The following is an 11,495-nucleotide window of genomic DNA, read 5'->3' as shown; positions in this document are numbered from 1 at the left end:
TGTTCAACGTCTTGTAGACCATGGAATTTTTCCGGCATTGGACGAAGGGATTTAGTTAGGAACGTAAATTCTTCCGCCTTAACAGAAAGCTCTCCCACATTCGTTACAAATAGATTTCCTCGAACACCAACGATATCTCCTAAATCTGCAGTATTAAATAATTCATATGCTTCATCACCAACGCGGTCTTTACGTACATAGATTTGAATTTGTCCACCTAAATCTTGAATATGAGCAAAACCAGCTTTTCCTTTTCCGCGCTTTGTCATAATACGTCCAGCGATTACTACTTCTACTGGGGACTCTTCTAATTGCTCTTTTGTAAGCTCTCCAAATTGCTCGCGAATCTCTGAAGATAAATGCGTACGTTCAAAGCGATTACCGAATGGGTCCATACCGCTTTCTTGAATATTCGTCATCTTTTGGCGTCTCACCAAAAGTTGGTCGTTTAATTCTTCAATGTTTGACACGTTTTTCACTCCTTATATACTTGTTCCGCTTTTGCAGTTCATTAGTCCATAATGTACCTATTGTACACAATTTCTGCTTTCTATTCATCTCTTTCGATTGAATTTAAATTGTTTTTAAAAAGTTTTACTTTTCAGATAGTTAAACCCGATATGATTTATTCGGTGTTACGAATTAAAATATGGTAAAATTTCCACGATTGATATGAAAGGGGTTGTTGTTCAAATGTACAGAACTGTTAATGATTTTATTCAAGATTGGCAACATAGTAGTAATGGTACCTTATCTATAATTAAAGCTATAACTGATGAAAAGAAAGATTTTTCAATAGTAGATGGTCATAACTCCCTCGAGTGGCTTAGCTGGCATTTAACAAACTCACCAGCTTTTTTTATGGGGCAAATAGGTCTTTCATTAGGACTAGAATTAAACCAATCCAATGTACCTTCCACAATTAATGAAATTTCAAAACAGTATCAAACTGTGAGCGAGAATATCGTTAAAATTATTAAAGAAAATCTTTCAAATGACTCTTTATTAAAAACAGTTAATATGGGAGAACAAGCAATACCTATTGGTGCTGTTTTACGAATGATGGTTGATCATCAAACACATCACCGCGCACAAATGCAAGTATTGCTTCGCCAAGCAGGACTCCCTGTTCCTGGAGTTATGGGCCCAACAAAAGAACAACTTGCAAAATAAATCAAAAAGGCATCCTAAATCATGTTGATACAAGGATGCCTTTACTAATTACATTGCTTCTACTTTTTGTTCTTGGTGCTCTTCTAGTTCATCTACAACACCATTTAATAATATACGTAATTCCGCAGCAGTCTCTACTTGATTAATTGCATTACGCACTTTGCCGTTTCCACGAATTCCTTTTAAGTACCATGATGCATGTTTACGCATTTCTCGAACAGCAACTCCTTCTCCTTTTAGTTGCATTAAACGTTCAAAATGAAGTAAACATACGTCCATTTTTTCACGTACAGATGGTTCAGGTTTTAGTTCCCCTGTTTCTAAATATTTAACAGTCCGATAAATCATCCAAGGGTTGCCTAATGCGGCACGTCCAATCATAACTGCGTCTACACCTGTTTCTTCTAACATGCGTTTAGCATCTTGGGGAGTCTCTACATCACCATTTCCAATGAAAGGAATATTAATGTTTTTCTTAACTTCTTTTAAAATATTCCAGTTTGCTTTTCCTTCGTACATCTGAACTCGAGTACGTCCGTGCATTGCAATTGCGGATGCACCAGCACGCTCTGCTGCCTGCGCATTTTCGACAGCAAAAACATGCTCATCATCCCAACCAATGCGCATTTTTACACTAACTGGCTTATCAACTGCAGCTACTACAGCGGAAACCATTTCATAAATTTTATTTGGATCAAGAAGCCATTTTGCTCCTGCTTCACATTTTATAATTTTGTTTACTGGGCAGCCCATGTTGATATCAATAATATCTGCATTTGTATTTTTATCAACATATTGTGCAGCCTCAACTAACGTTTCTTTATCTCCACCAAAAATCTGTAAAGACAGTGGATTTTCGCGCTCATCAATATAAAGCATATCTAATGTTTTTTTGTTACGCTGAACTAACCCTTTATCACTGATCATTTCAGCATATACTAAACCAGCTCCGAATTCTTTTACAGTAAGACGGAAAGCCGAGTTACACACGCCAGCCATTGGTGCTAAAACGACACGGTTATCCATGACGATATCACCTATTTGAAACGGTTTTTCCGTAGTATTCAATGTTGCATCCTCCTTATAGAGTTTTTACACTCTCCTTGCTGTACATTTTTATTTAAAATTTATCGGTAATTTTCAAAGTGTACTACCGTCATCCACATTATTTTACATTTCATCCTTTAGCACCTGAATCTAAGCTCCACCATTATATGAACCTATACTTAAATTTGTACAAATTCCTTAACGCTATTTATATTTTTCCATTTGTTTATACCTTCCTGATTAATGTCCATTTCAGAAAGTACTGATTTGGCTTTCTGTAAATTGCTCGTTAAAGGCTTCTGTGCAATTTCCATAAGCGGAACTAAAACAAATGCTCTTTCAAACATTCTAGGATGAGGAACAATTAAGTTCTCTGACTCAATATTCTCTTGATTATAGAGCAAAATGTCAAGGTCTATAATCCGTGGACCCCATCGAAATTCTCGAACACGCCCTAATTTATTTTCAACAGATTGGCATAATTCAAGCATTTGGAATGGGGAATAAGAGGTTTCAATTAAAACGGCAATGTTTAAAAAGGATGCTTGCTCTGTATAACCAACTGGAGCAGTTTCATATATAGAAGAAACATCCCGGACCTTTACGCCTTCATCCTCTTGTAGCATATGTACAGCATATTTTAAGTTATGTTCTCTATCCCCGATATTGGTTCCAAGCGATAAATAAACATTATTCATAAAAACGACCTCTCACTATTTCTACAGCTACTTCTTTATAATGTCCCGGTATAGGGGGATCTGGTTTAATAATTTCTACACGGCAGCCAAATACTTGACCTTTATAAGCTTCCAGTATACGAGATGCAACCGTTTCAGCAACTGCTTCAATTAATTTAAACGGTTTGCCTTCAATAATTTCTTTACAAATATCATAAACACCAACATAACTTACTGTATTATCCAGCTCGTCAGTCTGTCCCGCTTTTTGTACATTCACTGCAAGCGAGACGTTTGCACGAAAACGTTGCCCAAGAACATTTTCCTCCGGCAATACACCATGATAGCCAAAAAACTGTAATTCTCTTAAATGTATATAATCCATACCATAATCTCCTTATAAATCCTAGTGTCTTTCAGGCAACTCTTCTTTTACTTCATATTTTCCCACTAAAGCATCCATCATCTTAACGGTACGGGCAACTTCTTTCACATCGTGAACACGCACTATATGACAGCCCTTCATAATGCCATATGCACAAGTTGCAGCGGTTCCTTCCACCCGTTCATCTAATGGTAGATTTAAAATCGTACCAATCATTCGCTTACGTGAAGTTGCAAGGAGTACTGGGTACCCCAAATCTACAAGTTCGTCTAAACGCTGCATTGTCTCTATGCTCTGCTGTAAATTTTTCACAAAGCCAATACCTGGATCTAAAATAATATGTTCATCTGGTACACCAGCTTCCTTTACTATGTTAATACTTTCTTGTAAATCCGCTATAAAATCTTCAAAATAATGATTGTACGACTCTTCTTTGCGATTGTGCATTAGGATAATTGGTACATTCATCTCTGAAGCAACATAAGCGATTTCAGGATCCGCTTTTGCCCCCCATATATCATTAATCATGTGGGCTCCAGCTTCGATAGCAGCACGAGCCACAGCTGACTTATACGTATCGATAGAAATAATCGCGGGTACTTCTTTTACTAGCGCCTTAATGACTGGAACTACACGTGCAATCTCTTCTTCGTCTGAAATTCTTGTATAGCCAGGTCGTGTGGATTCCCCTCCAACATCAATAATTTTGGCACCATTTGCTACCATTTCCTTAGCATGCTGAACAGCTACTTCTAATGAATTAAATTTTCCCCCATCTGAGAAAGAATCCGGAGTTACATTTAAAATACCCATTACAAAGGTCTCTTTGGTATAGTCCAGTTCGATGTTATTTATTACGATTGGTTTTGGATATTTAGATAACATAAACTAACCTCTTTTCACTGTTTGAATAATTTCTTCTATGTAAGCCTGATGTAAACGTTGATACATCGGTCCATTTTCACCTAAAAAATGTATCTTCCCAATGTTTGAAATTGGAACGAGTTCTTCGATAGAATTTGTAATAAAGCATTCATATGCATTTTCCAATTCTTTTTTAATAAATACATCCTCTACAACCCGGTAGCCTAGTCGCCTTGCTATCATAATTGACCATTGTCTTGTAATACCTGGTATAATCCCAGTGGAAATAGAAGGTGTATAAAGTATACCATCTCTCGCCCAGAAAATATTTGATGTAATCCCATCTGCTATAAATCCTTTAGAAGTTAAGAAAAATCCTTCCGTAGTAGTTAAATCTTCAATTTCAAATCGAGCTAGCACATTATTTCCAAAATAATTGGATCTAAAGCTAAAGCAATGGTGTTCATCTACTACTCTTCTTATTTGAAGCCATTGTGCCGCCTTTTCCGTATTACGTTTTCTTTTTATCAAAGGCGTTTGAAAAAGAATAACGTTTGGACTTTCATATTTATATGGAATAGAAAGACTATTATACCCAGCGGAAACATTTAAACGAATTATGGCATCTTCCCCCATGCTTCTAGTCAACTCATAAATCGCTTCTTGAATTTCTTTTAACGTATAAGGAATATTGATTCTGTAAAGATTAAGTGCTGAACATAAACGATTAAAATGCTCTTCAAGCAGTACTACTTTACCGCTGTACGTTCGAAATGTTTCATAAAACCCTAGACCGTATAAAAAACCGTGGTCAAATGGTGATATCATAATTTCCGTATCATCAACATATTGTCCATTTATCCAACAAAGCATTTACAGAGCCCCCTCGTAACGAAATTCAATTTTAATTGAAAGATAGCATAAATTTCCTAATACGAATAGGAGGCCTTTATAATAAAAAATCGACATTACCTAAAAAGGAAATGTCGATCCAGGTTGTTGACAAAAGACCTTCAGAATGGGCTTATTCTGAAGGTCTTTTGTAATTTTAATAGATTATTGGGTATTTAACCGACTTATTTGGGGTAAAAACACTCTTCGAGTATTATATTTTAGGCCATTTCTGAAGCTTGCCACGTCCAATTAGCAAGCTTTTTTAAATTCATGGCAGCAAAAGTAAGCATCGCCTGCATAGACAATTTTTTAATTCCACGTAGGGTTGTCCATCGCATACCATGCTTTTCTTTTGCATCTGCAAAGACACGTTCAATCGTTTCTTTACGTCTAGCATATATTTGTTTGATATCACTTTGATGACGAAGATGATCCGCTTCCTCTACATGATGTGCCCAAATATGACGTTCAATGATTTTTCTGTGATCCTTACTACTTGTACATTGAGTAAGTAAAGGACAGTTTACACACTGAGTAGGGTTTGATTTATATTGGCGTTTCCCATCTTTAGTCGTTGTCGCATATTTAAGGACTTGCCCTTCCGGGCAAAGATAGCAATCATAATACTCATCATAGACATATTCATGTTTGCGTAAAAATCCATCCTTTGTTTTTGGTCGTGTATAAGGAAGTGCTGGTTGAATATCATGTTCAAATAAGAATTTAGTAATCGCAGGTGTTTTATAAGCAGCATCGGCAGCAACAGCAAGTGGCTTTTTCACTTTTTCCATTACCTTTTCAACAAGTGGTTGAAGCATATGACTATCATGAACATTACCAGGTGTCACAATTGATCCGAGTATAAATCCATAGCGGTCAGCTGCCGCATGAAATGAGTAAGCAAACTGCTTAGTTCGTTCATCTTTTACATAGTAGCCACTTTCAGGGTCTGTCGTACTTTCTTTAATTTCCTTTATCTCTTCTTTTTCAAATTTATCTGGTGGGAATGGTTTCTTCCCATGGTCAATCCGATCTTGATTCAATTCTTCTTGAAGTTTAGCTTCATATGCCCGAGTCTCTTTACGTACCATCTTCTTCTCGAATTTACGTTTATTCGCACTCGCTTTAACATGCGTTGAATCGATGAAAACATGGTCAGCACTTAGTAATCCTTTATCAGCAATTTCTTTAAGTATTCGATAGAAAATCTGTTCAAAGATATCTGTGTCTTGAAAACGACGTTCATAGTTTTTACCGAAGGTTGAAAAGTGTGGTACTTCTGAATGGAAGCCAAATCCTAAAAACCATCGATACGCCATATTCGTTTCGATTTCTTTTATTGTTTGACGCATTGAACGGATTCCAAATACATATTGAACAAATGTCATTTTGATTAATACGACTGGGTCAACACTCGGGCGACCTAATTTAGAATACAGCGGTTCTACTAGTGGATAGATGAAAGAAAAATCAATGGCTGATTCAAGCTTTCTAACAAGATGGTCTTTTGGTACAAGTTCTTCAATCGTAATCATCTCAATTTGATCGCGTTCATTTATTTGATTTTTCGACATCATTTCCATTCACCTCAACGTATATTTAGAAGTAGTTGATTGTAGTGTAGGCGGCGACTCCTGCGGGAAAAGCGTGACGGCCGATACCCCGCAGGAGCGTAGCGACGAGGAGGATTGGCCCACGCCCGCGGAAAGCGTCCGCCGAAACGGAAATCAACTAACTTATTCAAAAAGGGTTATTAATTTTATTTTAAAAGAAAAAAGACTGTAGGCAAACTCGAATTTTCGAGTTTGTCTACAGTCTGAATCGACATTACCTAAAAAGGAAATGTCGATCTTGTTATTTTTAAATTAGTCTTCAAAATCGTATAAAGGTGTTGATAAGTAGCGTTCACCGTTTGATGGAACAATAGCTAATACGTTTGAACCTTTGCCAAGACGTTTTGCAGTTTCAATTGCTGCATGGATTGCTGCACCTGAAGAAATACCACATAAGATTCCTTCTTCACGTCCTACTTTACGAGCAACTTCAAAAGCTGTTTCATTTTCTACTGGGAAGATTGAAGTATAAACTTCAGTATTTAAAACGCTTGGTACGAAGCCTGCACCAATCCCTTGAATTTTATGTGATCCCGGGTTGCCTCCAGATAATACTGGAGAATCCTTAGGCTCGACAGCGATAATTTCAATTTCTGGATATTTCCCTTTTAATACTTCACCTGCACCAGTAATCGTACCACCAGTACCTACACCTGCAACAAATGCATCTAATTTTAAGCCGTCAAATGCTTCAACAATTTCAGGACCTGTTGTTAAACGGTGAACTTCAGCATTTGCTGGGTTGTCGAATTGTTGAGGTAAGAAGTAGCCGTTTTCTTTAGCAAGACTTTCTGCTTTTGCAATTGCACCTTTCATACCCTCTGGCCCAGGAGTTAACACTAATTCTGCACCATAAGCACGTAGTAATTTGCGGCGTTCAATACTCATTGTCTCAGGCATTACTAAGATAGCACGATATCCTTTTGCAGCTGCAACCATTGCTAAACCAATACCTGTGTTACCTGAAGTTGGTTCAATAATTGTACCACCTGGTTTTAAAGTGCCATTTTTTTCTGCTGCTTCTATCATAGCAAGTGCAATACGATCTTTTACTGAACTTCCTGGATTAAAGTATTCTAATTTTACCCAAACTGTACCTTCGTTTTCACTTGTTGCATGGTTTAATTTTACGATTGGTGTACGACCTACTAAATCCGCTACAGAATTTGCCAACTTACTCATAATTGTCATCCCTCTCCTCAATACCTACTAATTTTATAGGTTTTACCTACTTAGTATATTACCAATTTATATTCTAACATGTCAACGGTTACAGATTAAAATATTGAGAATATTTAACATATTTATTAATTGGAAGATTCACCATAGAACCACGTAGCATTAAATTCTTTCCAAAACGCTTCCGGTGTGATGGTTGCTGGCAGCTGCTCCATTGCCAATACACGTTTAATATGTTCTTTTACATCTTCATATGTAAAGGATTTACCTTCATTTATTTCACTAACATGTACAATTCCATAGCGCCCATCGCTCATAACAAATGGTTCACTCGTTTCATTTGCTTTTAATTGTTCAACAGCATCTTGAATACTTCCATCAATATTAGACTGAGTAGTAGTAATAAAACCAATATCTCCTCCTAAGCTTGCCGAAGTAGTATCAAGTGAACGTTCCCGTGCAAGCACTGAGAAATCGGAACCATTTTTTATTTCTTCTTTAACACTGTTTGCGTCTTCTTGTGATTCAACAATAATGATGCTTGTTCGATATGTAGTCGGGATATTATAAAGAGATTGATTTTCTTCATAGTATTTTGCAATCTCTTCTGCATCAGTAATAATATCTTTCGTCAACACTTTTTCTAAGATAAGTTGTGCCCGTACTTTTTTACGGAGCTGTTCATCAGTTAATTGCTGGATGGCTGTATCAGTTGTGTCTTGTGCAGACCGCATAAGTGCAATTTCTAAGTCAATTTCTTCATCAGAAACTTTAATATCATATTCTTTTGCTGCTCTTTCCATAACAGCTTCATTTACTAATGTTTGTAATGTTTCCTTCCCGTACCGAGTTTCCATCGCAGCCATCCATTGTTGGCGAGTGATTTCTTCGCCATCAACGGTAGCGACAGTTTCGTCGCCACCTGCTTGTTGGCCGCCATTTGGCCATAACCAAAGAATGAACCAAAAAATATTTCCTAAAAATAATATTGCTAGCAATGTTAAAACAGGCTTCGTTTTTAAACGTCGTTGTGAAAGAGGCGTTTTGTTTGTCGTTTGGCTAGTAAAATTATTGCGTTTTGATTTCATCGATGAAACCTTCAAGCTCTTGTTTATCGAAATAATACTTTTCTAGGCAGAAATGACATTGAGCTTCTGCTCCACCCTCTTCATCAATCATTTCTTGAATTTCTTGGATGCCTAAACTCATAATTGCTGATCCAAAACGCTCTTTAGAACATTGACATTTAAATTCAACAGGAAGCGAGTCTAATATTTTCACATTGCCTTCTCCTAATACTGCGTCTAATATTTCCTCTGGGGAATACCCTTTTTCAATCATTTTAGAAACAGGTTCGATTGTTGTTAAACGTTGCTCGATTTGTGAAACGACTTCTTCATCACAGCCAGGCATTAACTGTATAATAAATCCACCTGATGCTAGTACTGTATTATCTGGATTTACTAAAACTCCTAAGCCTACCGATGAAGGTACTTGCTCTGATACCGCAAAGTAATATGTGAAGTCTTCAGCTATTTCCCCGGAAACAATTGGTGTTTGTCCAGAGAACATATCACGCAATCCCAGATCCTTAACAACTGTAATCGTACCCTCTTCTCCAACTGCACGACGAACATCCAATTTTCCAATAGAGTTTAGTTCAAAATGTACTTGAGGATTTGTAACATATCCTCGAACTTCCCCTTTAGCATTTGAATCGATAATCATCGGCCCAATTGGACCCTTTCCTTCTATTTTTATTGTTAACTTGTCTTCACCTTTTAACATGGCACCCATTATAACTCCTGCAGTCATTGAACGACCAAGTGCAGCAGTTGTTGTCGGCCATGTATTATGACGGCGTTGTGCTTCGCCTACTGTATCTGTTGTTCGCGCAGCAAATGCACGTACATTTCCATTAAATCCTAATGCTCTTACTAAGTAATCACTCATGTTGTTGTCCTCTTTTCTTATTGATTTCTTTTATAAATGACATATAACCCTTTTAAAGTTAAAAACGGGTCTACAACGTCGATTATAGTTGTTTCACTTGAGATTAATTTAGCTAGACTTCCTGTTGCAATAACGAGTGGTTCTTCTTTAGCCTGCTCCTTCATGCGACCTACAATTCCTTCTACTTGACCAACGAAACCGTAAATCACACCCGATTGCATCGCAGAAATTGTATTCTTTCCAATAATATTTGAAGGGCGAGATATTTCAATTCGCGGCAACTTTGATGCTTTAGAAAAAAGCGCCTCAGTAGAAATTGCAATGCCAGGAGCAATAGCACCTCCCATATAGTCACCTTTTTCATTGATGTAACAATATGTAATGGCAGTGCCGAAATCGATAACAATTAACGGTTGTCCACCGTACCCCTCTAATGCAGCTACCGCATTAACGATACGGTCCGCTCCAACCTCTTTTGGATTGTCATATTTGATATTTAACCCAGTTTTTACTCCTGGACCAACGACATGTGGCCTTACATGAAAATATTTTCGGCACATTTCTTCTAGTACATACATAATAGGCGGCACAACAGAGGATATAATAATCCCTTTTATTTGTTCAAATGTTATGCCTGTATGCATGAAAAATGATTTAATTTGCATCGCATATTCATCTTCAGTTTTATGTCGGTCTGTCTCCATTCGCCAATGATGAGTTAGTTTATCCTTGGTATAAATGCCCAAAGCAATATTAGAATTCCCAACATTTAGCACTAGAATCATTTTTTCACACCCAATTCAAGTCCATTTGAAGAAATCATATCACATTATTGGCTATATAAAACAGCGATAGGAATTATATCTATTCTAATAAAAATCTAATCCATATTAAAATCCCAACTAATTTATAATTTCACCATAATAAAAAAATTAGTAAATCAAGAAATACACAATATCTTAAAAAATTTGTGTTACTATCTATTGGAATAATAAATTTGGAAAAGGAGTTTCTATGCGTAGGAAGTTACAATTACATAGTTTAAAGAGTAAATTAATTACGATTTTCTTAATGTTATCAGTTATTCCTTTAATCGTTGCAACAGCTGCAATCTTCTCAACAACGAATAAAGGGTTTACTAATATTACAGAAAATCAACAAGAAAAAATGATACATATTGTCCAATCAGAGTTATCGAATGTTTCAGAAGACTTATTAAAGGTTACAGAGCTGTATGCTCAAAACGAAAACATCATATCAAGTTTCGAAAGCGGAAAACGTGAGCAATTATTGAATTCAGTCGAAGAGGTATACTCACGTCTATCAAAGGAGCATCAATTATCTGTTTTTGAATTTGGAGATAGCTCAGGTACAGTCGTATTACGCGGTCATAACCCTGACAAGTATGGTGATTATAAAAGTGATTTACAAGCCATTCAGTATGCTTTAGATGGTAAATCTGCCGCAGGTTTTGAATTTGGCAGCAGCGGTTTATCCGTACGAGCTTTTACTCCCATCATTTCAAACAATAAAGTAATTGGAACCTTACAAACAGGAGTAGACGGTCAATTTATTAATGAATTAAGTGATATGCTGCAAGGGATTACAATCAGCTTATATGATATGGAAGGTTTAGTTGTTCAATCACTAGTGTTGCATTAATTTAAATTCACTATTAAAAATACTCAAAATGTTCAATATTATTATTTT

The 11,495-nt window shown here is 36.6% G+C and carries 13 protein-coding genes (1 of these 13 cut by a window edge); 2 read left to right on the top strand and 11 right to left on the bottom strand.

The window, feature by feature from the left end; translation table 11 throughout:
* Positions 1-479 carry the 5' portion of a lysine--tRNA ligase gene (lysS, locus tag MKY04_RS00760; protein ID WP_185807842.1) on the bottom strand. It extends 1,021 nt beyond the left edge of the window, so 479 of the gene's 1,500 nt are visible here — the first part of the coding sequence; the start codon lies at positions 477-479; its stop codon lies off the left edge, out of view.
* Between the two features lie 214 nt (positions 480-693).
* Here lysS and MKY04_RS00755 point away from each other — a divergent pair, with 214 nt between their 5' ends.
* Positions 694-1,173, top strand: a complete 480-nt coding sequence (locus MKY04_RS00755) for a DinB family protein (RefSeq protein WP_126296329.1) — start codon at positions 694-696, stop codon at positions 1,171-1,173.
* Positions 1,174-1,221: 48 nt separating this feature from the next.
* Here the strand turns inward: MKY04_RS00755 and dusB are convergent, their stop codons facing one another.
* The 10 genes from dusB to MKY04_RS00705 all read right to left on the bottom strand — a co-directional run bounded on the left by dusB (position 1,222) and on the right by MKY04_RS00705 (position 10,570).
* Entirely contained in the window at positions 1,222-2,199 is a 978-nt protein-coding gene (gene dusB, locus MKY04_RS00750) for a tRNA dihydrouridine synthase DusB (RefSeq protein WP_126296334.1), read from the bottom strand.
* A gap of 200 nt (positions 2,200-2,399) precedes the next feature.
* Entirely contained in the window at positions 2,400-2,918 is a 519-nt protein-coding gene (folK, locus tag MKY04_RS00745; protein ID WP_126296330.1) for a 2-amino-4-hydroxy-6-hydroxymethyldihydropteridine diphosphokinase, read from the bottom strand.
* A complete protein-coding gene (folB, locus tag MKY04_RS00740) occupies positions 2,911-3,282 on the bottom strand; it encodes a dihydroneopterin aldolase (RefSeq protein WP_126296331.1) in 372 nt (123 codons plus the stop codon). The genes folK and folB overlap by 8 nt, the downstream gene beginning before the upstream one ends.
* Before the next feature lie 21 nt (positions 3,283-3,303).
* Positions 3,304-4,167 (bottom strand): dihydropteroate synthase, encoded by an 864-nt coding sequence (folP, locus tag MKY04_RS00735; protein WP_346235175.1) that lies wholly within the window; start codon positions 4,165-4,167, stop codon positions 3,304-3,306.
* A 3-nt stretch (positions 4,168-4,170) separates the two neighbouring features.
* A complete protein-coding gene (locus tag MKY04_RS00730) occupies positions 4,171-5,019 on the bottom strand; it encodes an aminotransferase class IV (protein WP_126296333.1) in 849 nt (282 codons plus the stop codon).
* A 239-nt stretch (positions 5,020-5,258) separates the two neighbouring features.
* A complete protein-coding gene (locus tag MKY04_RS00725) occupies positions 5,259-6,617 on the bottom strand; it encodes an IS1182 family transposase (protein WP_346235861.1) in 1,359 nt (452 codons plus the stop codon).
* Positions 6,618-6,905: 288 nt separating this feature from the next.
* Positions 6,906-7,835 carry a cysteine synthase A gene (cysK, locus tag MKY04_RS00720; protein ID WP_126295350.1) on the bottom strand — a complete coding sequence of 310 codons (930 nt, stop codon included), beginning with the start codon at positions 7,833-7,835 and terminating at the stop codon, positions 6,906-6,908.
* Between the two features lie 125 nt (positions 7,836-7,960).
* Positions 7,961-8,920: a peptidyl-prolyl cis-trans isomerase gene (locus tag MKY04_RS00715; protein ID WP_126295351.1), complete on the bottom strand. Its 960-nt coding sequence runs from the start codon at positions 8,918-8,920 to the stop codon at positions 7,961-7,963.
* Positions 8,901-9,785 (bottom strand): Hsp33 family molecular chaperone HslO, encoded by an 885-nt coding sequence (gene hslO / locus MKY04_RS00710; protein WP_126295352.1) that lies wholly within the window; start codon positions 9,783-9,785, stop codon positions 8,901-8,903. Before hslO ends, MKY04_RS00715 begins: the two co-directional genes overlap by 20 nt.
* A gap of 17 nt (positions 9,786-9,802) precedes the next feature.
* Entirely contained in the window at positions 9,803-10,570 is a 768-nt protein-coding gene (locus tag MKY04_RS00705; protein ID WP_126295353.1) for a type III pantothenate kinase, read from the bottom strand.
* 229 nt (positions 10,571-10,799) lie between these two features.
* On the opposite strand from MKY04_RS00705, the gene MKY04_RS00700 reads away from it, so the two are divergent.
* Positions 10,800-11,447: a cache domain-containing protein gene (locus MKY04_RS00700; RefSeq protein WP_346235174.1), complete on the top strand. Its 648-nt coding sequence runs from the start codon at positions 10,800-10,802 to the stop codon at positions 11,445-11,447.
* The last annotated feature ends 48 nt before the right edge of the window (positions 11,448-11,495 follow it).

Source organism: Lysinibacillus telephonicus, assembly GCF_039654155.1.
GTDB classification, from domain to species: Bacteria; Bacillota; Bacilli; order Bacillales_A; family Planococcaceae; genus Ureibacillus; species Ureibacillus telephonicus.
This window is presented reverse-complemented; position numbering and strand designations above follow the sequence as displayed.

What these genes read in the sequence shown, in the direction of transcription:
- dusB (WP_126296334.1), bottom strand. Translation starts at nt 2,199, where the DNA reads ATGGATAACCGTGTCGTTTTAGCACCAATGGCTGGCGTGTGTAACTCG.
- folB (WP_126296331.1), bottom strand. Translation starts at nt 3,282, where the DNA reads ATGGATTATATACATTTAAGAGAATTACAGTTTTTTGGCTATCATGGT.
- hslO (WP_126295352.1), bottom strand. Translation starts at nt 9,785, where the DNA reads ATGAGTGATTACTTAGTAAGAGCATTAGGATTTAATGGAAATGTACGT.
- cysK (WP_126295350.1), bottom strand. Translation starts at nt 7,835, where the DNA reads ATGAGTAAGTTGGCAAATTCTGTAGCGGATTTAGTAGGTCGTACACCA.
- MKY04_RS00700 (WP_346235174.1), top strand. Translation starts at nt 10,800, where the DNA reads ATGCGTAGGAAGTTACAATTACATAGTTTAAAGAGTAAATTAATTACG.
- MKY04_RS00730 (WP_126296333.1), bottom strand. Translation starts at nt 5,019, where the DNA reads ATGCTTTGTTGGATAAATGGACAATATGTTGATGATACGGAAATTATG.
- MKY04_RS00725 (WP_346235861.1), bottom strand. Translation starts at nt 6,617, where the DNA reads ATGATGTCGAAAAATCAAATAAATGAACGCGATCAAATTGAGATGATT.
- folP (WP_346235175.1), bottom strand. Translation starts at nt 4,167, where the DNA reads ATGTTATCTAAATATCCAAAACCAATCGTAATAAATAACATCGAACTG.
- folK (WP_126296330.1), bottom strand. Translation starts at nt 2,918, where the DNA reads ATGAATAATGTTTATTTATCGCTTGGAACCAATATCGGGGATAGAGAA.
- MKY04_RS00715 (WP_126295351.1), bottom strand. Translation starts at nt 8,920, where the DNA reads ATGAAATCAAAACGCAATAATTTTACTAGCCAAACGACAAACAAAACG.
- MKY04_RS00755 (WP_126296329.1), top strand. Translation starts at nt 694, where the DNA reads ATGTACAGAACTGTTAATGATTTTATTCAAGATTGGCAACATAGTAGT.
- MKY04_RS00705 (WP_126295353.1), bottom strand. Translation starts at nt 10,570, where the DNA reads ATGATTCTAGTGCTAAATGTTGGGAATTCTAATATTGCTTTGGGCATT.